The following is a 21,495-nucleotide window of genomic DNA, read 5'->3' on the forward strand; positions in this document are numbered from 1 at the left end:
GAATCGGACGGCGCCAGCCCGTTTCGCCGCTTTGCGGTGCCATGGTGAAACTTTGGGGAACGCAGAGGCGACAGTTCCCCGCGCTTCTCGGTGAGTTTCCAAGGGATGGCGTTTTGACGCGCGGCGGGCGCCCGCCGCGCACGAGTCGCTGACGGCCTGCCAGTCTGTCCGGCGGATCGATCTCGACGGCTGATAGGAGAAGAGGTGGAGGCCACGCCCGGAATCGAACCGGGATACAAGGATTTGCAGTCCTCTGCGTAACCATTCCGCCACGTGGCCCCGTGTGCTGGTCTCGAAGGTCATACGACCTTCAGAAATCGGCGTTCGCGGAAGGGACGCTCTCCATAGCGGAGGGGCCGCCCGCCCGCAACACGCAGCGCAAGGCTTGCGCGCGCGCGTCGCGCCCGCTTGAAAGCGCCGGCGCGCTGCCGCAAAAGATCGAACGAGCGCCTGCGGTCCTCGCCGCGGGTCCTGCGGCCGAAGGGACGATGACGATGACGGATTTCGAGCGCCTGCGGCTCGGCATGGTGGACGGGCAGATCCGCACCGCCGACGTCACTGACCACCGCGTGATCGGCGCCTTCCTGTCCGTGCCGCGCGAATCCTTCGTGCCTGAAGCCCGCAAGGGCCTCGCCTATCTCGACGCGCGCGTCCCGCTCGGGCCGACGGGGCGCGCCATGCTCGAACCGATGATTCTCGCGCGATTGGTTCAGCTCGCCGCTCCGGTCGAGGGGGAGCGGGCGCTCGTCGTCGGCTGCGGGCTCGGCTACACCGCCGCAGTGCTCGCGGCGCTCGGCCTCGACGTGGTCGCGCTCGAAGAAGAGGCCGACCTTGCGCGCGGCGCCCGCGAACGCCTTGTCGGGGTCGACGTGGTGGAGGGGCGGCTGGCCGACGGCGCGCCGCAGGCCGGGCCCTACGACCTGATCTTCTGCGATGGCGCGATCGTGACCGGCGCGGATCGCCTGGGCGCGCAGCTTACCCCCCGTGGACGGCTCGTGGCGCCGGCCGGCCAGGGCCGCACCACGCGGGCCACGGTGTTCCGGCGTTCCGACCAAGGCCTGGCGGCGGCGACGTTTTTCGACGCTGCCGGCGCGACGCTGCCGGGCTTTGGCCCGGTCGAGGCCTTCGCGTTTTGAGACATGCCAGTGTGGCTGCTTTGCGCCACCCGGCCGCTACTTTTTGCCAATGCGAAAGCGGCCGTTTCGCCCGCTGACGCGGAACGATAGGCTGCTCCCCGGGACGCGTCATGGACCTGAACCGCACGGAAAAATCCGGCGGGGAGAGGTCGCAATCCGGTGAGTTGAATGTCGACGAGCGTTAAGGTCCGTCGCCGCGGGGATTTCTATGCCGCCGCCGCGTTCGGGTTCGCATGCCTGCTGGCGAATACGAGCGCGCAGGCGCAGACGCTCGAACAGGCGCTGTCGCGCGCCTATCTGGCGAATCCCACGCTGAACTCGCAGCGCGCTTCGGTGCGCGCGACCGACGAGCAGGTTCCGCAGGCGCTGTCCGGCTACCGGCCGATCATCAACGCCACCGGCGACGTCGGGGTTCAACGCAGCAGCACCAAGCTCGACGACAGCGGCAGCGGCGCAATCCCGGACCTCAGCGCTTTCAACCGCCGCCAGCGCGCGCAGATCGGCGGGTTGCTCTCGGAACTAGGCTCCTCGCCGACCAAGGGCACCGCCTACCCTCGCGGCGTCGGCATTCAAGGCCAGCAGACGATCTACGACGGCCAGCAGACCTACAACCGGGTCCGCACCGCCGAATCGAACATTCTCGGCGCCCGTGAGCAGCTCCGGAACTCCGAGCAGAACGTGCTGTTCGACGCCGCCCAGGCCTATATGGACGTGCTGCGCGACTACGCGATCCTCGACGTCCGCAAGAACAACGTCGACGTGCTGCAGGAAGAGCTCCGCGCCGCGCGCGAGCGCTTCAACGTCGGCGAAGTGACGCGCACCGACACCGCGCAGGCCGAAGCGGCCGTGGAAGGCGCGCGCACCGCGGTCAGCCAGGCCGAGGCCAATCTCAACACCAGCCGCGCGACCTATCGCCAGATCGTCGGCGAGGACATCGGTCGCCCCCGCGCTGCGAAGTCGATCGACAAGCTGCTGCCGAAGTCGCTCGGCTCCGCCATCAATCTGAGCCAGGCCCAGCATCCGGCGATTCTCGCCGCCTTCCACGGCGTCGACGCCGCCACGCTCCAGATCCGCGTGCTCGAGGGCGCGCTGCTGCCGCAGCTCGGCGTCGAGGCGGCCTTCTCCCGCCGCTGGGACGACAGCCTGCAGCAGCCCGGCCGCACGACCGTCGGGTCGCTCGTCGGCCGACTCACCATCCCGATCTATCAGGGCGGCTCGGAATATTCGTCCGTCCGCCAGGCCAAGGAGACGGCCGGGCAGCGTCGCCTCGAGGCCGACATCTCGCGCGACCAAGTGCGGCAGGCCGTGGTTTCGGCCTGGGGCAACGTCGAATCGACGACCGCGCAGATCTCCTCCGCCCAGGCCCAGATCGAGGCCAACCAGGTGGCGCTGAACGGCGTGCGCGAGGAGGCCAAGGTCGGCCAGCGCACCACGCTCGACGTGCTCAACGCTCAGCAGCTCGTGCTCGACTCGCGCGTGACCCTGATCCAGGCGCAGCACGATCGGGTCGTCGCCTCCTATGCGTTGATGTCGTCGGTCGGCTGGCTCACCGCCGCCAAGCTCGGTCTGGCGGTGGCCAAGTACGACCCGAACGTCCATTACGAGCAGGTCCGCGACAAGTGGATCGGCCTGCGGACGCCGGACGGCCGCTAAGGCGGCCCAACCGCTCGCCTCAGCTGTGGGCGACGGGGTCCGGGCGCTTGTTCTGACGCGCTCCGATGCAATACTCGACGCGGATGTGGGGTCGGCGTCCCGAAGCGATTCGTGAGCTCCGCCGGAGGCTTGTGGCCGGCGGCGCTTCGGGCGGCTCCATGAACCGAGCGGAGAGCGTATGAGCAGCCCGGCGAAGGCTCACGAGCCCACGATGGAGGAGATCCTGGCGTCGATTCGCCGGATCATCTCCGACGACGAGCCCGGCGCCGCGCGTCCGTCGTCGAAGCCCGTCGAGGCCGAAGCCGTGAAGCCCATGGAAGCTCCGAAGCCGGCGCCCGCCGCCGATCCCGAGCCGGCCGCCGCCGATCTCGGGCAGGACGACATCGACGCGATGTTCGCCGCGATGGACGCCGCGCCGACGGAAGCGAAGGCGCCGCCCGCGCCGCCCGCCGCCGATCGACCTCGAGGATGATCTCGAGGTGCTCGAGCTCACCGAAGACCTGGTGGAGGAGCCCGTCGCGCCGCCGCCGCCGCCCCGACCGGAGCCTGCTCCCGCGCCCATGTCCGCTCCGGCGCTGCGCGAACGGATCGCGGCCGAGACCGACCGGCTGCTTTCTCCCCGGACGGACGAGTCGGTGCAGGCCGCCTTCGGCAGCCTCGCCAACACGGTGCTCGCGGGCTCCGCGCGCACGCTCGACGACATCGTGCGCGAGATGCTGCGCCCGATGCTGAAGGCCTGGCTCGACGACAACCTGCCCCCGCTCGTGGAGCGGCTCGTCCGTCAGGAGATCGAACGGGTGGCGAGGGGCGGGCGATAGCGCCTTTCCCGGCGGTGCGCATGAGGAGCTGCGGGTCATGAAGGACGAAGCCCTTTATTTCGGCCACAAGGTCGATCCCCGGCAACGACGTCGTTTATCTCTGCCTCGACCGCTGCGTGCGGATCGGCGGCGAGCTCGACCGCCTCATCAGCTTCGACCTTCGGAGCGAGGCCGAGGTCGACCGCGCGGTGGAGGAGTTGCGCCGCCAGCTCGACGCCGCCGCCAAGGGCGCGAAGGCCGCGCTCAAGCGGCGTTCGGCCAAGCGCAAGCAGTGAGACGCCTGGTCAACGCGTCGCGGCCTTGACGCCCGGAGCGCGCTTCGCTTCAACGGCTCCCCGATCGGAACCTTGAGCCGCGACCCTCGGGCGCGGCGGTAATCGCGAAGACGATGCTCGAAAAAACCTACTCGCCGGCCGACATCGAGGCCCGGATCGCTTCCCGCTGGGACGAGGCCGGGGCCTTCAAGGCCGGGGCGGGCTCAAAGCCCGGCGCCGCGCCCTATTCGATCGTCATTCCGCCGCCGAACGTCACCGGCTCGCTCCACATGGGGCATGCGCTCAACAACACGCTGCAGGACGTGCTGGCGCGCTTCGAGCGGATGCGCGGGCGCGACGTGCTGTGGCAGCCGGGCATGGACCATGCCGGCATCGCGACGCAGATGGTCGTCGAGCGCCAGCTGATGGAGCGTCAGGAGCCCGGTCGCCGCGACATGGGCCGCGACAAGTTCGTCGAGCGCGTCTGGGAGTGGAAGGCGGAATCGGGCGGGCGGATCTTCAGCCAGCTGAAGCGGCTCGGCGCCTCGGCCGACTGGTCGCGCGAGCGCTTCACCATGGACGAGGGCCTGTCCCGCGCGGTCGTCAAGCTGTTCGTGCGGCTGCACCGCGACGGGCTGATCTATCGCGACAAGCGCCTGGTGAACTGGGACCCCAAGCTCCAGACCGCGATCTCGGACATCGAGGTCCAGTCGATCGAGACCAAGGGGCATCTCTGGCACCTGAAATATCCGATCGAGGGCACGGACGAGTCGATCACGGTCGCCACCACGCGGCCCGAGACGATGCTCGGCGACGCCGCCGTCGCGGTGCATCCCGAAGACGAGCGCTACAGGCATCTCGTCGGCAAGAACGTCGTGCTGCCGCTCGTCGGCCGCCTCATTCCGATCGTCGCCGACGAGTACTCCGATCCGGAGAAAGGCACCGGCGCGGTCAAGATCACCCCGGCCATGACTTCAACGATTTCGAAGTCGGCAAGCGCCACGGCCTTCCGCTCATCAACATCCTCGACGCAGAAGGGCGGCTCGCGGTCGCGGGCAACGAGGCGTTCCTCGCGGGCGTCGCGGCGTCTGCGGATCTCGATCTCGTTCTGGCCATGCAGGGGATCGACCGCGCCGAGGCCCGCAAGCAAGTGCTGGCGCTGCTCGAAGAGCGCGAGCTGATGCTCGAGGCCGAGCCGCATGTCCATCAGGTGCCGCATGGCGACCGCTCGGGCGTCGTGATCGAGCCGTTCCTCACCGATCAGTGGTACGTCGACGCCAAGACGCTCGCCGTCGAGGCGATGGCGGCGGTGCGCGACGGACGCACCAAGTTCACCCCCGAGAACTGGTCCAAGACCTATTTCGAGTGGATGGAGAACATCCAGCCCTGGTGCGTGTCGCGCCAGCTGTGGTGGGGCCACCAGATCCCGGCCTGGTTCGGGCCGGACGGCGCGATCTTCGTCGAGGAGACCGAGGAGGCGGCGTTGGCCGCCGCCGAGAAGCATTACGGCTCGAGAACCGCGTTGACCCGCGATGAGGACGTGCTCGACACGTGGTTCTCGTCGGCGCTCTGGCCGTTCTCGACCATGGGCTGGCCGGACGAGACGCCGGAGCTCGCAAAGTATTACCCGACCTCGGTGCTGGTCACCGGCTTCGACATCATCTTCTTCTGGGTCGCTCGGATGATGATGATGGGGCTCTACGTGACCGGGACCGCGCCCTTCGCCGACGTCTACATCCACGCCCTCGTCCGCGACGAGAAGGGCGCGAAGATGTCGAAGTCGAAGGGCAACGTCATTGACCCGATCGACCTCGTCGACGCTTACGGCGCCGACGCGCTGCGCTTCACTCTGGCCGCGATGGCCGCGCAGGGGCGCGACATCAAGCTCGCGACGAGCCGTGTCGAGGGCTACCGCAACTTCGCGACCAAGCTCTGGAACGCCTCGCGCTTCGCCGAAATGAACGGCTCGGCGCCGGTCTCGGATTTCGACGCCAAGACCGTCAAGGCGACGCTCAACCGCTGGATCCTCGGCGAGGCGGCGAAGGCGACCGCCGAGACGACGGCGGCGCTGGAGGCCTATCGCTTCAACGAGGCCGCGGCTTCGGTCTATCGCTTCGTGTGGAACGTGGTCTGCGACTGGTATGTCGAGCTCGCCAAGCCCGTGCTGCAGACCGAGGTCGAGACCGGCGAGGCGGTGGAGACCCGCGCGACGCTCGCCTTCGTGCTCGACCAGTCGTTGAAGCTGCTGCACCCCTTCATGCCGTTCGTGACCGAGGAGCTCTGGGCCGCGCGCGCGGCGGACGCCGGCCGCGACGGTCTGCTGATGCTGTCCGGCTGGCCGGCGCTTGAGGGGCTCGGCGACGCCGAGGCCGAAGCCGAGATCGGCTGGCTGGTCGAGCTCGTGACCGAGCTGCGCTCGGCCCGCGCCGAGATGGGCGTGCCGGCCGGCGCGACGCTGCCGCTCGTGGTCGTGGGCGGCGACGCGACGACGAAGGGCAGGGCCGAGCGCTCCGCGCCGACGCTCGCCCGCATCGCGCGCGTTTCGGGCGTCTCCTTCGCGGACGCCGCGCCCAAGGGCGCGATTCAGCTCATCATCCGCGGCGAGGTGGTGGCGGTTCCGCTGGAAGGCGTCGTCGACATCGCGGCCGAAAAGGACCGGCTCTCGAAGGAGCGCGACAAGGCGATCGGCGAGATCCGGCGCATCGACGGCAAGCTCTCCAACGAGAGCTTCGTCGCCCGCGCGCCCGAGGAGGTCGTCGAGGGCGAGCGCGAGAAACGCGCCGGCTATCAGGAGCGCCTCGCCAAGATCGAGGCGGCGCTGAAGCAGCTCGGCGACTGACCGGCCGAGCTAAGCCGAACTGCGTGCTTCGAGACGGCCGTGAGGCCGCGTCTCGAAGCGCGCACCTGCGCCCCGATTGCGCGAACCCGCCGCATCAACATCCCGGCCCCGCGCGCTATCTCCGCGTATTGAGGGCGTAGCGGAGTTCAGAAACATGCTCACCCGGCGGGACACGATGGCGTTGATCGGCGCGGGGGCGCTCGCGCCGATCAACGCCCATGCGCAGGAGCAGGCGGCGGCGGGAGGGCGCAAAGTGTTCGACCACGGCGTCGTCATCGAGAAGGCGCGGCAGCTCTCGCTCCAGCCCTATGCGGCCCCTGACGCGAAGCTCCCCGAGGCGCTCGACAAGCTGTCCTTCGACGACTTCCGCGCGGTTCGCTTCAAGCGCGACCGAGCGCATTTCGGCGGTTCGAAAGCGGGTTCCGCATGGAGCTGTTCCATCGCGGCTTCCTCTACAAGAACCCGGTGACCGTGAACCTCGTGCGCGAGGGCAATCCGGCCCCGATCCCCTACGATCCGTCGTTCTTCGATTTCGGGCCGACCAAGATCCCCGGCCGCATGCCGATCGACTTCGGCTTCGCCGGGATCCGCATCCTGTTCCCGCTCAACAAGCCAAGCGTGATGGACGAACTTGCCGTCTTCCTCGGCGCGAGCTATTTCCGCTTCCTCGGGGCAGGCCAGCATTACGGCATCTCGGCGCGGGGAATCGGCGTCAACACCGGCGAGCAGACCCCGGAGGAGTTTCCGGATTTCCGCGAGCTCTGGGTGGAGGAGCCGCAGGCGGGCGCGAGCGAGATCGTGGTGCACGCCCTGCTCGACGGGCACTCGCTCACCGGCGCCTATCGCATGGTGATCCGGCCGGGCGAGGAGAGCACGGTCGCGGTGGGCTCCACGCTGTTCCCGCGCGTCGACTTGCCGAAGCTCGGCGTCGCGCCGCTGACCTCGATGTTCTTCTATGGCGAGAACGACCGCGAGCATTATCGCGGCTTCCGCCCCGAGGTGCATGACTCCGACGGCCTGCTCATCCGGACCAGCGTCGGCGAGTGGACCTGGCGGCCGCTGACGAACCCGAAGGCGCTGCAGAATTCGGTCTATCCCGAGCCCGCCGTCCAGGCCTTCGGCCTGCTGCAGCGCGACCGGCTGTTCGAACACTATCAGGATCTCGAGGTCCGCTACGACCTGCGCCCGAGCTACTGGATCGAGCGCGAGGGCGACTGGGGCGCCGGGAGCGTCAGGCTCCTGGAGCTGCCGACCGACAACGAGACCTTCGACAACGTCGTCGCCTACTGGACGCCGGACGCTGCGCCGAAGGCCGGCGAGACGCTGCGCTATTCCTACAAGATCCGCTCGCTGAAGCTCGCCGAGCGACTCACGCCGAAGGCGAGGGCGATCCACACCTTCGTCACTGAAGCGCGCGCATCCGGCGATCCCAACGCCGGCCCGCAGGACGTCCGCCGCTTCATCGTGGACTTCGAGGGCGGCGAGCTCGACTACTGGCTCGACGAGCCGAAGCGCGTCGTCACTGACACCGGCGCGAGCCTCGGCAAGATCGAGGCCGCCTATGTGGTCCCGAACCGCGAGATCGGCGGCTTCCGCCTGTTCCTCGACCATCGCATCGAGCAGCCCGGCCAGGAGGCGCAGCTGCGCGCGGTGCTGAAGGTCGGAGACAAGGCGCTCACCGAAACCTGGGTGTTTCCGTGGAAGCGCGAGGGCTGAGGTTGGCGGTCCAAGCTGCGCGGCACGCTACCGAAGTCCGATGGCGGCCGGACGGCGAAGGCGGGATACCGGTCGCGCGGAGCGCGTAGCGAGTCCTTGCGGACTGCGGGCGATGCGGGGAGGGGCCGTTTGGACGTCCTGTTCGTTCACAACAACTTCCCCGGCCAGTTCGTGCACGCCGCGCAGGCCTTCGCGCGGCGTCCGGGGGTGAGGGTGTTCGGCGTCGGCGGTCCGACCGCGCGGCCGCGGCCCCATGTCGGGCTCGCCGCCTACCGCATCCCCGAGAAGCCGCCGAGCGGCGGGCATCCGCTCGGCGAGCGCTTCAATTCAGACGTCATCCGCGGCGAGCTCGCCGCCGGCGCCATGCAGAGGCTGAAGAAGGAGATGGGCTGCGATCCCGCGCTCGTCGTCGGCCATACGGGCTGGGGCGAGACCCTGTTCGCCCGCGACCTCTTCCCGAACGCAAGGCACGTCGCCTTCTGCGAGTTTTTCTACAACGCGTCGGGCGCCGACGTCGGTTTCGACCCCGAGTTTCCGGAGCAGGGGCTGCGCACGGCGCTGCGCATCCGGGCAAAGAACGCCGGAATGCTGACGGCGCTTGCGGCCGCCGATCTCGGCCTGTCGCCGACCGAATGGCAGAAGAGCCAGCACCCCCGCTTCCTGTGGGACCGCATCGCGGTCGCCCATGACGGGATCGACACCCGCGCCGCCGCCCCGAAGGCGAACGCCCGCTTCCGCCTTCCCGACGGCCGGGAGCTGCGTCCGCGCGACGAGGTGATCACCTTCGTCAACCGCCAGCTCGAGCCCTATCGCGGCTATCACGTCTTCATGCGCGCTTTGCCGGAGATTCTCAGGCGGCGGCCGGAGGCCCAGGCCCTAATCGTGGGCGGCGACGGCGTCTCCTACGGGCGCAAGGCGCCGGACGGTAAGAGCTGGAAGGACATCTTCCTCGACGAGGTGCGCGACCGGCTCGACATGAGCCGCGTCCATTTCCTCGGCCAGATCCCGAAGCCCGATTTCCTCGCCATGCTCCAGGTGTCGACCGCCCATGTCTATCTGACCTATCCCTTCGTCCTGTCGTGGTCGCTGCTCGAGGCGATGGCGGCCGGCGCGCCGATCGTGGCCTCGGGCACCGCGCCCGTTCGCGAGGCGGTGGAGGACGGCGTGACCGGGCGCCTGTTCGATTTCTTCGACGTCGCGGGGCTGGCCGAGGCCGTTTGCCGGACATTGCAGGACCGCGAAACGCTCGGGCCCATGCGCCGCGCTGCGCGCGACTTCGCGGTCTCGCGCTACGACCTTGCAAGCGTTTGTCTTCCAAAGCAGATGTCGCTGTTCGACCAGCTCGTGAGCGGCGCCGCGGCCGGTTGACTTCCCGCCCCGAAAGGCCAGTGGCGCAAACGCAACAGCCTCGGAATGGAGCGCGTTCCGCCTCAGACTGCGACCAAATCGCCGCCATTACGCCACAAAGGAGAGGCTAGAACGTCTGTAACCCGCTGAAAGAAAACGCGAGTTTGGTTAACGCCGGCCGGGGGGCCGGGGACGTTCCGAAGTCAGCGGGTTGCGAACGTGTCTGGGCGTCTGTCGACCGGGGGGTCGGAGGCGGCTCGCCCAAGCGTCCGCCGGAACGTCCGTCATGGAGGCGGTTCGCCTCCGAGGGGTGCGTAAGCGGATGGACGCCAAGGTCTTCGACAAGACGAAACTTCCGAGCCGTCATGTGACGGAAGGGCCGGCGCGCGCGCCGCACCGCTCGTATCTCTACGCCATGGGGCTGACCAAGTCCCAGATCCACCAGCCGCTGGTCGGCGTCGCCTCGTGCTGGAACGAGGCCGCGCCCTGCAACATCTCGCTGATGCGCCAGGCGCAGGCGGTGAAGAAGGGCGTCGCCTCCGCCAACGGCACGCCCCGTGAATTTTGCACCATCACGGTCACCGACGGCATCGCCATGGGCCACGAGGGCATGAAGTCCTCGCTGGCCTCGCGCGAGGTCATCGCCGACTCTGTCGAGCTCACCATGCGCGGCCACTGCTACGACGCGCTGGTCGGCCTCGCCGGCTGCGACAAGTCGCTGCCCGGCATGATGATGGCGATGGTGCGCCTCAACGTGCCGTCGATCTTCATCTATGGCGGCTCGATCCTGCCCGGCACCTTCCGCGGCCAGCAGGTCACCGTGCAGGACATGTTCGAGGCGGTCGGCAAGCACTCGGTCGGCGAGATGTCCGACGAGGACCTCGACGAGATCGAGCAGGTCGCGTGCCCCTCGGCCGGCGCCTGCGGCGCGCAGTTCACCGCCAACACCATGGCGACCGTCTCCGAGGCGATCGGCCTCGCGCTGCCCTACTCGGCCGGCGCGCCCGCGCCTTACGAGCTCCGCGACAAGTTCTGCGCCGCCGCCGGCGAGCAGATCATGGAGCTGATCGCCCGCAACATCCGCCCGCGCGACATCGTCACCCGCAAGGCGCTCGAAAACGCCGCGACGGTCGTCGCCGCTTCCGGCGGCTCGACCAACGCCGCGCTGCACCTGCCGGCCATCGCCCATGAGTGCGGCATCGAGTTCGACCTGTTCGACGTCGCCGAGATCTTCAAGCGCACGCCCTACATCGCCGACCTGAAGCCGGGCGGAAAATACGTCGCCAAGGACATGTTCGAGGTCGGCGGCATCCCGCTGCTGATGAAGACGCTGCTCGACCACGGCTTCCTGCACGGCGACTGCCTGACCGTCACCGGCCGCACCATCGCCGAGAACCTCGAGAAGGTGCGCTGGAACCCGGATCAGGACGTCGTCTATCCGGCCGACAAGCCCATCACCCGGACCGGCGGCGTCGTCGGTCTCAAGGGCAACCTCGCCCCGGACGGCGCGATCGTGAAGGTCGCGGGGCTCAAGAACCTGAAGTTCACCGGTCCGGCGCGCTGCTTCGACAATGAGGAGGAGTGCTTCGCGGCGGTCCAGAAGCGCGACTACAAGGACGGCGAAGTCCTGGTCATCCGCTACGAGGGCCCGCGCGGCGGACCCGGCATGCGCGAGATGCTCGCGACCACCGCCGCGCTCTACGGGCAGGGCGCGGGCGACAAGGTCGCGCTCATCACCGACGGGCGCTTCTCGGGCGCGACGCGCGGCTTCTGCATCGGCCATGTCGGGCCGGAGGCGGCGGTCGGCGGCCCGATCGCCCTCCTGAAGGACGGCGACATGATCACGATCGACGCCGTCGAAGGCGTGATCGAGGCCGCGGTGAGCGAGGAGGAGTTCGCCGCCCGCGCAAAGGACTGGACGCCGCGCGACCACGGCTTCGGCTCGGGCGCCATCTGGAAATTCGCGCAAGGGGTCGGTCCGGCCCGCTACGGCGCCGTCACCCATCCCGGCGGCAAGGGCGAGCAGCGCACCTATGCGGACGTCTGATCGTCTCGGAGCCTTCGCGGTGGTCACGCTGGCGGGGCTCACCCTCGCCAGCGTCGCCTTCGCCTTCGAGGGCACGACCTCGAAGAAGGACCAGGAGTCGCCCTATCAGGCGTTCCGGGCCGGCGCCCGCGCCTACATCGCGGGCGACAAGGCGAGCGCGGTCAATTCGCTGCTCGACGCCGCCAAGCGCGGGCACGCCATGGCCCAGTGGAAGCTCGGCCGGATGTACGCCGAGGGCGACGGCGTCGAGAAGGACGACGTCAAGGCGTTCGACTATTTCAGCCAGATCGCCAACGCCCACGCCGACGACGCGCCGGACACGGTGCAGGCCCGCTTCGTCGCCAACGCCTTCGTGGCTCTCGGGAACTATTATCTCGAGGGCGTTCCCGGCAGCCCGATCCGCGCAGACCAGGCGCGCGCCAAGGAGATGTTCTCCTACGCCGCGTCGTACTTCGGCGATCCGGACGCGCAGTACAATCTCGCCCGGATGTATCTCGACGGCGGCGGGCCCAAGGACGCCCGTCAGGGCGCGCGGTGGCTCGGCCTTGCGGCCAACAAGGGCCAGCGCGAGGCGCAGGCCGTGCTCGGCCACATGCTGTTCAACGGGATCGACATCCCGAAGCAGTCGGCCCGCGGGCTGATGTGGCTGACGCTCGCCAATTCCGCCGCGGGTTCGGGCGACAAGTGGATCCGCGACCTCTACGCCGAAGCCGCGGCGGCCGCGACGCCCGAAGAGCAGACCAAGGCCGCCGACTATGTCGAGGCCTGGAGCAAGGACAGGGACTGACTTGCGCGGCGACCTCTTCGCCAGACGCCGCGCCGGTTACGGCTTGAGCGTCTGGACGAACAGGTCGCCGTCGTTCACCGAGACGAGCGCAGCCACGTCGCCGTTGGCCAGCCGCTTCATCGGTCCGCGCCGCTGGCCCGAGATCCACTTTGTCTGGGCCGACGCGCCAGCCGCTTTGAACTTGCTGTTGAAACGGCGATAGACGATCCGGCTGACGCGGTCGGCGTCGTATTCTTCGAGCGCGAGCAGGAAGCCCGCTCCGTCAAGGGCGACCGCCATAAGCGATTGGTTTTCGGCGCCGCGCGCCAAAACCTTCGGCTTGCCGACCTTCTTGCCCTTTTCGTTGAACCGCTGCGCGGTGACGTCGCAGACGGACAGGCCCGTCGGCGGGAAGCAGTTCAGCAAGGCGAATTCGCCGTTTGAAAGGTCGATGGGCAGCGTGTTGTAGGACGGGGTCGCCGACGCCTCCATCAACACGATGACGCCGCCTCGCGTTTTCCCGTCGCCGTCGTAGATCTGACCCACGACCTCGACCTGAGAACCGAAGACCGTGCGGAAGGCGACCGCGATCACGCCGTCTTCGAACGGATAGAGAATCGGCCGTGAGCTCGCTCCGGCGACGTCGAAGGCGAGCTTGGGCTTCCCGAGCGTTCCGTTCGGCTCGACGAAGCGTCCGATCAGGGACGTCGGGGCGGTCGACCGCGACCAGCCGACGATCGCCCGCCCGCCGGCGATTTCGGTCGTTCGGGCGAATGACACCTGCGCCTCATTTTCGAGCCGCGTGATCTTCGCCGCGGGCTCGCCGCCCTCGAAGAACCGGCCGACGCCTTCGGACGGAGAACCGTCGGGAAACCCCGAGGCCGACCACGTCGCCAACATTCTGCTCCGCCGATCGCTGCGGCGCTGAGCAGGCTGGCGGAAGAGGGCGTCCTGTCGCCGACGCGGCCGTCGGCGCGGATCGGGCCGCCAACGGGCTTCGCCTTCGACGAATAGAAGCGAGCGTAGACCTCGCTTGCCGGAGCCGGGCTTGAGACTTTGCGCCAGACCACGGCGAAGCCGCCCGACCCATCCGCAGTGAGGGTTGGCTGCGAGACCGTGTAGTCCTCATCAGCCTTCGGATTGACCTGGGCGGTCAGCGCCTTCAGCTCGACGGCGGAGGCGGGCCCCGCGCCGATCATCAGCGCGTAGCACGCCGTCACAATCATTTTCCGCACGTCCGTCCCTCCGGCTCGACGCAACCCTAAGATGGTAGGGGCGTCGGCCTCCGGAGCGGTCGATCATCTTCATGGGGGCTTGTCACGATCGCGTTTTCGACCGTCCGGCAGACGGTCGGCGACAACGCCGGATCAGGCCGCGAGTTCGATCACCACCGGCACGTGGTCCGAGGGGCGCTCCCAGCTCCGCACATGTCTGTCGACCCGGACTGCGAGCAGCCGGTCGGCGGCCTGCGGCGAAAGCAGCAGGTGGTCGATCCGGATGCCGTCGTTCTTCTGCCAGGCGCCGGCCTGATAGTCCCAGAAGGTGTAGACGCCGTCGGCCTCGTCGGTCGCGCGCAGCGCTTCGGTGAAGCCGAGCGCCAGCAGCCGCCGCCACGCCGCGCGGGTCTGGGGCAGGAACAGCGCGTCCTTGACCCAGACCTCCGGACGCTTGGCGTCCTGCTTGGCCGGGATGACGTTGTAGTCGCCGGCGAGCACGAAAGGCTCCTCCAGCGCGAGCCGGCCGCGGGCGTGCGCGATCAGCCGCTCCATCCAGGCGAGCTTGTAGTCGTATTTCGGTCCGGGCGCGGGATTGCCGTTCGGCAGGTAAAGCCCGCCGACCCGCACCGCGCCTTCTCCGGTCGACACGACCGCCTCGACGAATCTCGCCTGCTCGTCGGCGTCGTCGCCGGGCAGTCCGACCGTCACGTCCTCGATCGGAAAGCGCGAGAGGATCGCGACGCCGTTGTAGGTCTTCTGTCCGTGAACCGCGACGTTGTAGCCGAGCGCCTCGATCGCCTCGCGCGGAAAGGCCTCGTCGACGCATTTGAGTTCCTGGAGGCAGACGACGTCGGGGCGCGCCTCCTCGAGCCATCGGACCGCCAGGTCGATGCGCGACTTGATCGAGTTGACGTTCCAGGTGGCGATCAGCACAGGCGGGCGCTCCGGGCGATGGACGCGCGACCCTAGGCCCGCGGACTTTGCGAGGAAAGCCGGGCAAGAAAAAAGGGCCGCCCGAAAATCGAGCGGCCCAAGTCTAGGGAGGAAACGCCCGAGAGGGCAGCAACGGCGGCCAAGGGCGCGCCGTCACGAGGAAACACTTGGTCTAAAAATGCGGACTTTCCTAGGCGCCGAATACGCATGACCGCCATGCGCGCGCTTTCAGGGACTCTGTGTCGCGGGGCCCACGGACTTAAGGGGGGCTTGCATATGATAGATCTGTCAGACCGCCCGGCGGGACTTTAGCGCGCGGAGCCCGTCGCGGCTTTCAGCCGGACTTTCATCGCGAAGTTGGCGCTGGCTCCGGTCGTCGGCTGCGCTCCGATCCGCATCGTCGTCCGGTCGGCGTAGCTGGACGTGACGCTGAGGCTCGCGAGCTCGCACGTTTCAGCGATGGTCTCGAGCAGGAGGCCGCAATCGCGATCGATCATCCGGTAGATCATCCGCACCGCATCGTCCTGGCGCGTTCCGGCGTCCTCCAGGCGTTCGACGGGAAGCGTGACGCTGCGCCGGGCCTGGACGAGGATCTCGCCCTCTTTGAGTTCGGCGGCCGGCCCGACGCGCCGTGACGCGTAAGGGGAGGGGGTCTGAGCCATCGCCTCGGTCGCAGCCAGAGCGACGAGCAAGGCGAGGGCCAACGGCTTCCGGGTCATGCGGCGCTCCATCAGGATGTTCCCGTCGATCACGGGCGTCGTAATGACTTGAGGCCGCCAGACGCGATTTCGCGTCGGCCGCGGACAATCCGCCGCCGGCGGCTGTCACGCTTTCGAGAGCGCGATCAGACCGAGAAGCTCGTCCCGCAGCCGCACGACGCCGTGGCGTTCGGATTGGTGATCTTGAACGATGCGCCGATCAATTCGTCGACGAAGTCGATCTGGGAGCCGGCGAGGAAGGGCAGGGACACGGGATCGATCAGCACCGTGGCGCCGTCGTTGGCGATGACGAGATCGTCGGGCTGGGCGCTGGTGTCGAAGCCGAAGTCGTATTGGAAGCCCGAGCAGCCGCCGCCGAGCACGCTGACGCGCAGTTTGGTCTCGGGCGTCTCCGTCGCGAGGATCTCGCGAATGCGGGCCACGGCGCGGTCGGTGACGACGACGGGAATTTCGGTGGTCATGTCGAACCTGTCCAGATGATGTCGGGCGCGGCCTGTCGTTTGCGGCCGTTGCCTTTCGTCTTGTTGAAGAGGTAAGCACGCTCGCGGCGCCGGTCAACGAAACGGCGTCTTGCCGGAGCGCATCCCCGTGGACGTCGCCGCCTGGATCGAACGACGGCGAGCCCCTTACGCCGCCGATCCGAAGAAAAGCCGCGGACGCCTCGTGGCCGAATCCGCAAGCCCCACGCGCACCGACTTCCAGCGCGACCGGGACCGCGTGCTGCACTCCACCGCGTTCCGGCGCCTGAAGCACAAGACGCAGGTCTTCGTCTATCACGAGGGCGACCACTACCGGACGCGCCTCACCCATACGCTCGAAGTCGCGCAGATCGCGCGCTCGATCGCCCGCGCGCTCGGCCTCGACGAGGATCTGGCGGAGACGATCGCGCTCGCCCACGACATCGGGCATCCGCCCTTCGGCCACGCGGGCGAGCGCGCCCTCGACGGCCTGATGGAGCCCTATGGCGGCTTCGACCACAACGCCCAGACGCTGCGCGTGCTGATGCGGCTCGAGCGGCGCTACGCCGAATTCGACGGGCTGAACCTCACCTTCGAGTCGCTAGAAGGCGTGCTGAAGCACAATGGCCCGCTCGACGCCTTCGGCGCGCCGAAGGCCGCGATCGCGGACGCCGCCGAGCGGCTTGGCGCGCCGTTCGCCGGCCATGCGAGCGGCGAAGCGCAGGCCGCCGCCATCGCCGACGACATCGCCTACGACGCCCATGACGTCGACGACGGCCTGCGCGCGCGCCTGTTCGTTCTCGACGATGTCGCCGACGCGCCGCTGCTCGGCGACATCCTCTCCGAGGTGCGCGGACGCTATCCGGCCCTCGACGACCATCGGGCCGGCCACGAGGTCGTGCGCCGCGTCATCACCCGGCTGGTCGAGGACGCGATCGCGGAAGGCGCGCGCCGGATCGACGCGCGCTCGCGCCGGCCTCGCTCGAAGACGTCCGCGCCTCCGCCGAACCCGTGATCGCTTTCTCCAAGCCGATGGCGGAGCAAGAGCGCGAGGTGAAGCGCTTCTTGCGCGCCCGGATGTACCGTCATCCGCGCGTCGACCGGGTGATGAAGGACGCGGCGGGCATCGTGTCGGATCTGTTCGGGCGCTATTTCGCCGATCCGTCGGCGCTGCCGGCCGACTGGGCGCGTGAGGCGGGCATGGGCGGAGAGACCAGCCACGCCCGCGCCGTCGCCGATTTCATCGCCGGCATGACCGACCGCTACGCGATCGACGAGCACCGCCGGCTGTTTGACCTCACCCCTGATTTGCTTTAGCCGCCGGACGTTCCCCCGCCCGGAAAAATCATGAACTCGAACGTCTCAAACGTTTTCGCCGACTTCGCCGCGCGGCTGCGCGCGATCCTCGTCAGCCTCAGCGCGGAGGGCGCGATCGCCCGCCTGCCGGATCTCGCGCGCGTGGTGGTGGAGCCTCCCCGCGACGCCAGCCACGGCGATCTTGCGACCAACGCCGCCATGGTGCTGGCCAAGGAGCTCGGCCTGAGGCCGCGCGACCTCGCCGAGGCGATCGCGAAGAAGCTCGAGGCCGACCCGGACGTCGAGGCGGCTTCCGTGGCCGGGCCGGGCTTCGTCAACATGCGGCTCTCGGGCGACTATTGGCGCGGCGCGCTCGCCGCCGCTCTCGCGGCTGGAAAGGACTTCGGCAAGCCGGTCGCCGCCGAGCGGACTCCGATAAACGTCGAATATGTCTCCGCCAACCCCACCGGCCCGATGCATGTCGGCCATTGCCGCGGCGCCGTGTTCGGCGACGCGCTCGCCAACCTCCTCGTCTTCGCGGGCGAGGACGTCACGCGCGAATATTACATCAACGACGCCGGCGCCCAGGTCGACGTGCTCGCCCGCTCGGCGCATCTGCGCTACCGCGAGGCGCTGGGCGAGGACATCGGCGCCATTCCCGACGGCCTCTATCCTGGCGACTATCTGAAGCCGGTCGGGCAGGCGCTCGCCGCGCTGCACGGCGCCGAACTTCGGGACAAGCCGGAGGCGCAGTGGCTGCCGGTCGTCAAGGCCGCCACCATCGCCGCCATGATGGAGATGATCCGCCAGGACCTCGCGAGCCTCGGCGTGCGCCATGACGTCTTTTTCTCTGAGTCGACCCTCCATGGTCCCGGCGGCCCGATCGTCGAGGCCGTCGAGGCGTTGAAGAGTCAGGCTCTGATTTACGAGGGCAGGCTGTCCCCGCCCAAGGGCCAGCTTCCGGAAGATTGGGAGGACCGCGAGCAGACCCTGTTCCGCGCCACCGCCTTCGGCGACGACGTCGACCGGCCGCTCATGAAGTCGGACGGCTCCTACACCTACTTCGCGGCTGACGTCGCCTACTTCCGCTCCAAATATGAGCGTGGCTTCAAGGAGATGGTGTTCGTTCTCGGCGCCGACCACGGCGGCTACGTGAAGCGCCTGGAGGCCGTCGGGCGGGCGCTGTCCGGCGGCTCCGCCAAGGTCACCGTCGAGCTTTGCCAGCTCGTGCGCCTGTTCCGCGGCGGCGAGCCGGTGCGCATGTCGAAGCGGGCGGGCGACTTCGTCACGCTGCGCGACGTCGTCGACGAGGTCGGCCGCGACGCGGTGCGCTTCATGATGCTGTTCCGCTCGAACGACGCCGTGCTCGACTTCGACTTCGTCAAGGTCGCCGAGCAGTCCCGCGACAATCCGGTGTTTTACGTCCAGTATGCGCATGCGCGCTGCCAGTCGATTCTTCGCAACGGGCTCGAAATGCACGGGAGCCCGAAGTCCGAGCCGGATCTCTCGTTGCTTCAGGACCCGGGCGAGCTCGACCTCATCCGGCGGATCGCGGCCTGGCCGCGCGCCGTCGAGCAGGCGGCCGCCGCCCGTCAGCCTCACAGGATCGCGTTCTTCCTGCACGATCTCGCGAGCGACCTGCATTCGCACTGGAACCGCGGCAAGGATTCGCCGGATTTACGCTTCATTATGGAAAATAATGAATTGTTGTCTCAGGCTCGACTTCGCTTGGTGGACGCCGTCGCTCTGGTGCTCGCGGCAGGTCTTGCTATTCTGGGGGTCTCGGCCCCTGACGAGATGCGATGAGTTTACGGGTTCTGTCTCAACGGCGTCCGGCGTTCCGCCGGCCGTCGGACGGGCCCGCGGGAGGCCTGCGGGATGCGTAACCAAGCGGTGAGGCGCGGCGAGATGGCCGGCGGCCGGAACGATCAACGCTACGACGATCAGCAGGGCCAGTGGGCGGAGGACGGCTACGAGCTGCGTCCCGGCCACCACTATGGCGACGACTACGATCGCCAGCGCTACGGCCACGCCCAGGGCGAGCCCGAGCCTGATTACGATCCGCGCGCCTATGCGCCGAACCCCGAAGAGCCCTACGGCTTCGACGATTCCGGCCAGCCGCTTTACTATCAGCCGGAGCCCCGCAGCCTGAAAAGCGGCGGCCGCAGCGGCATGTTGATGGTCGGCGCGGTGCTCGCGGTCGCCATCGTCGGCGGCGCCGGCGCGGTCGGCTACAAGATGATGGGTTCGAGCGGGTTCGGCGGCGAGCCGCCGCTGATCAAGGCCGACACCGAGCCGGTCAAGAGCGTGCCGGATAAGTCCGCCGAGTCGCAGCAGCAGAACAAGGCGATCTACGACCGGGTCGAGGGCGGCGCTCCGGCGAAGTCCAAGGTCGTGTCGCGCGAGGAGGAGCCGGTGGACCTGCCGCGCGCTCCCGCAAGCGAGCCGCGTCCTGACGGCTCCCGCATCATCCTGCCGGGCGGAACCGCTTCGACGGAGACCACCGCGCCCTCGACCAACGGATCCGAGCCGCGCCGCGTGAAGACGGTCGCGATCCGTCCCGACCAGCCGGTGGCCGCTCCCCAGCCCGCCACCCCGCAGATCCCGGCGCCGCAGCAGCTCGCCTCGCGCGATCCGATCGCCGAGACGGCCCGCACCGGTGAGGCTCCACGCGGCAGCGAGTTCGACAACGGCATCATCGCCGACGGCGACTCGCCGCGTCTCGCCGCCGCCCCGAGCCGTCCCGCGCCGCAGCCGACCCCGGCGGCCCGGCCGGCGACGCCACCCCAGCAGCAGCCGGCTCCGGTCAGCCGCTCGACGGCGGCTCCGGCTCCGGCTCCCGCTCCTCAGCGCGCTGATCCTCAGCAGGTCGCGGCGGTGGCGCCGCGCGCCGCGGCTCCGGCGGGCGCCGCCGCGCAGCCGCGGCCGTCCGCCGGCGGCTTCGTGGTCCAGGTGACGTCGCAGCGATCGGAAACCGACGCTCGCACCGCCTACGCCAACCTGCAGAAGCGCTATCCCTCGGTGCTCGGGCCCTATCAGCCCTCGATCCAGACCGCGACGGTCGGCGACCGCGGCGTTTACTACCGCGTCCGGGTCGGGCCGTTCGGGTCGAGCTCTGACGCTTCGACGGTGTGCAACAATCTCCGCGCGGCCGGCGGCGACTGCGTGGTCGCCCGCAACTGACGCGGTTTGAAACTGAATTTCGCCCGCGGCCGGCCGGAAGGCCAGCTGCGGGCGTCTCGATTCTCAAGGGGCGCAGATGACCGCCGGCGCGTTCACCGTGGGCTGCAGCGGCCCGACCCTCACCCCCGGTGAGCGCGCCTATCTGCGCGACGCAAACCCTTGGGGCCTCATCCTTTTCGGCCGCAACGTCGTCTCGCTGGAGCAGATCGCGCGGCTGACCGCTGACTTTCGCGACTGCGTCGGCCGGGACGACGCGCCGGTGCTGATCGACCAGGAGGGCGGCCGGGTCCAGCGCATCCGTCCGCCGCTCAGTTTCCCGCATCCGCCGGCCGCCCGCTATGGCGCGCTCTATGAAACCGACCCGGCGGCGGCGCTCGCGGCGGCCCGCGCCGGCGCGGAGCTTATGGCGGCGGAGCTCGCGGCGGTGGGCGTCACCGTCGACTGCCTGCCGGTGATCGACGTGCCGGCCGCAGGCCTCACCGACGCGATCGGCGACCGCGTCTATGGGCGCACCGCCGAAGCCGTTGCGGCTCTTGGGAAGGCGGTGATCGACGGGTGCCTCGCACAAGGGGTTCTGCCGGTCATCAAGCACATGCCGGGGCACGGCCGGGCCACCGTCGACAGCCATTACGAGCTGCCGAAGGTGGCGGCGGATCGCGCGGCGCTCGAGGCGGCGGATTTCGCCGCCTTCCGCCACGTCGCCGACGCCCCGCTCGGCATGAGCGCCCATGTCGTCTTCGAAGCCATCGACCCGGACCGCCCGGCGACCCTGTCTCCGATCGTGATCCAGGAGATCATCCGCCGCCATATCGGCTTCGACGGGCTGCTGATGACCGACGACCTCTCGATGAAGGCGCTCAAAGGTCCGGTCGGCGCCTCGGCCGCGGGCGCGATCGCGGCGGGCTGCGACATCGCCTTGCATTGCAGCGGCGACATGGGCGAAATGATCGAGGTCGCGGCGGCGGCGCCGCGGCTTGAAGGTCGCTCGGCCGAGAGGGCCGCGCGGGCGCTCGCGCTGCTCGTCGGGCCGCGGGAGGTCGACATGGCGGCGCTCGCCGCGACGCGCGACCGACTGCTCGCGGAAGCGGTCGCCTGACGCCGCCGGGGAGCGGC

At 69.0% G+C, this 21,495-nt stretch carries 15 protein-coding genes, 1 tRNA gene and 3 pseudogenes; 14 read left to right on the forward strand and 5 right to left on the reverse strand.

Going from position 1 to position 21,495, the window contains the following annotated elements; translation table 11 throughout:
• Positions 1 to 205: 205 nt before the first annotated feature.
• Positions 206 to 279: transfer RNA gene (locus K6K41_RS27055), tRNA-Cys, on the reverse strand.
• Positions 280 to 494: 215 nt separating this feature from the next.
• On the opposite strand from K6K41_RS27055, the gene K6K41_RS27060 reads away from it, so the two are divergent.
• The 10 genes and pseudogenes from K6K41_RS27060 (at position 495) to K6K41_RS27105 (ending at position 12,597) form a co-directional block, all read left to right on the forward strand.
• A complete protein-coding gene (locus K6K41_RS27060) occupies positions 495 to 1,136 on the forward strand; it encodes a protein-L-isoaspartate O-methyltransferase family protein (RefSeq protein WP_261403100.1) in 642 nt (213 codons plus the stop codon).
• 168 nt (positions 1,137 to 1,304) lie between these two features.
• Complete coding sequence (locus K6K41_RS27065; RefSeq protein ID WP_261403101.1) at positions 1,305 to 2,789, forward strand: TolC family outer membrane protein; 1,485 nt, start codon at positions 1,305 to 1,307, stop codon at positions 2,787 to 2,789.
• A 178-nt stretch (positions 2,790 to 2,967) separates the two neighbouring features.
• On the forward strand, positions 2,968 to 3,261 hold the full coding sequence (locus K6K41_RS29870; protein WP_315855100.1) for a hypothetical protein: 294 nt from the start codon (positions 2,968 to 2,970) through the stop codon (positions 3,259 to 3,261).
• 88 nt (positions 3,262 to 3,349) lie between these two features.
• Positions 3,350 to 3,607: a PopZ family protein gene (locus K6K41_RS27075; RefSeq protein ID WP_261405841.1), complete on the forward strand. Its 258-nt coding sequence runs from the start codon at positions 3,350 to 3,352 to the stop codon at positions 3,605 to 3,607.
• A 116-nt stretch (positions 3,608 to 3,723) separates the two neighbouring features.
• Complete coding sequence (locus K6K41_RS27080; protein ID WP_261403102.1) at positions 3,724 to 3,882, forward strand: hypothetical protein; 159 nt, start codon at positions 3,724 to 3,726, stop codon at positions 3,880 to 3,882.
• 113 nt (positions 3,883 to 3,995) lie between these two features.
• Positions 3,996 to 6,700, forward strand: a pseudogene (locus K6K41_RS27085) (valine--tRNA ligase).
• Positions 6,701 to 6,875: 175 nt separating this feature from the next.
• Positions 6,876 to 8,416: pseudogene (locus K6K41_RS27090) on the forward strand (OpgD/OpgG family glucan biosynthesis protein).
• 129 nt (positions 8,417 to 8,545) lie between these two features.
• Entirely contained in the window at positions 8,546 to 9,784 is a 1,239-nt protein-coding gene (locus K6K41_RS27095) for a glycosyltransferase (protein WP_261403103.1), read from the forward strand.
• A gap of 301 nt (positions 9,785 to 10,085) precedes the next feature.
• A complete protein-coding gene (gene ilvD / locus K6K41_RS27100; protein WP_261403104.1) occupies positions 10,086 to 11,810 on the forward strand; it encodes a dihydroxy-acid dehydratase in 1,725 nt (574 codons plus the stop codon).
• Positions 11,797 to 12,597 carry a tetratricopeptide repeat protein gene (locus tag K6K41_RS27105; protein WP_261403105.1) on the forward strand — a complete coding sequence of 267 codons (801 nt, stop codon included), beginning with the start codon at positions 11,797 to 11,799 and terminating at the stop codon, positions 12,595 to 12,597. The genes ilvD and K6K41_RS27105 overlap by 14 nt, the downstream gene beginning before the upstream one ends.
• Before the next feature lie 36 nt (positions 12,598 to 12,633).
• On the opposite strand, the gene K6K41_RS27110 is transcribed toward K6K41_RS27105, so the two are convergent.
• From K6K41_RS27110 to erpA, 4 genes are all read right to left on the reverse strand, one after another.
• Positions 12,634 to 13,476 (reverse strand): hypothetical protein, encoded by an 843-nt coding sequence (locus K6K41_RS27110; RefSeq protein ID WP_261403106.1) that lies wholly within the window; start codon positions 13,474 to 13,476, stop codon positions 12,634 to 12,636.
• 467 nt (positions 13,477 to 13,943) lie between these two features.
• A complete protein-coding gene (xth, locus tag K6K41_RS27115) occupies positions 13,944 to 14,726 on the reverse strand; it encodes an exodeoxyribonuclease III (protein ID WP_261403107.1) in 783 nt (260 codons plus the stop codon).
• Between the two features lie 308 nt (positions 14,727 to 15,034).
• Positions 15,035 to 15,478 carry a hypothetical protein gene (locus K6K41_RS27120; protein ID WP_261403108.1) on the reverse strand — a complete coding sequence of 148 codons (444 nt, stop codon included), beginning with the start codon at positions 15,476 to 15,478 and terminating at the stop codon, positions 15,035 to 15,037.
• A 92-nt stretch (positions 15,479 to 15,570) separates the two neighbouring features.
• Complete coding sequence (erpA, locus tag K6K41_RS27125; protein ID WP_261403109.1) at positions 15,571 to 15,906, reverse strand: iron-sulfur cluster insertion protein ErpA; 336 nt, start codon at positions 15,904 to 15,906, stop codon at positions 15,571 to 15,573.
• A gap of 127 nt (positions 15,907 to 16,033) precedes the next feature.
• Between erpA and K6K41_RS27130 the strand changes: the two are divergent.
• From K6K41_RS27130 to nagZ, 4 genes and pseudogenes are all read left to right on the forward strand, one after another.
• A pseudogene (locus K6K41_RS27130) lies at positions 16,034 to 17,220 on the forward strand (deoxyguanosinetriphosphate triphosphohydrolase).
• Between the two features lie 30 nt (positions 17,221 to 17,250).
• A complete protein-coding gene (gene argS, locus K6K41_RS27135) occupies positions 17,251 to 19,005 on the forward strand; it encodes an arginine--tRNA ligase (RefSeq protein WP_261403110.1) in 1,755 nt (584 codons plus the stop codon).
• Positions 19,006 to 19,077: 72 nt separating this feature from the next.
• Entirely contained in the window at positions 19,078 to 20,382 is a 1,305-nt protein-coding gene (locus K6K41_RS27140; RefSeq protein WP_261403111.1) for an SPOR domain-containing protein, read from the forward strand.
• A gap of 76 nt (positions 20,383 to 20,458) precedes the next feature.
• On the forward strand, positions 20,459 to 21,478 hold the full coding sequence (gene nagZ / locus K6K41_RS27145) for a beta-N-acetylhexosaminidase (RefSeq protein ID WP_261403112.1): 1,020 nt from the start codon (positions 20,459 to 20,461) through the stop codon (positions 21,476 to 21,478).
• The last annotated feature ends 17 nt before the right edge of the window (positions 21,479 to 21,495 follow it).

This window comes from Chenggangzhangella methanolivorans (genome assembly GCF_019797865.1).
GTDB classification, from domain to species: domain Bacteria; phylum Pseudomonadota; class Alphaproteobacteria; order Rhizobiales; family Methylopilaceae; genus Methylopila; species Methylopila methanolivorans.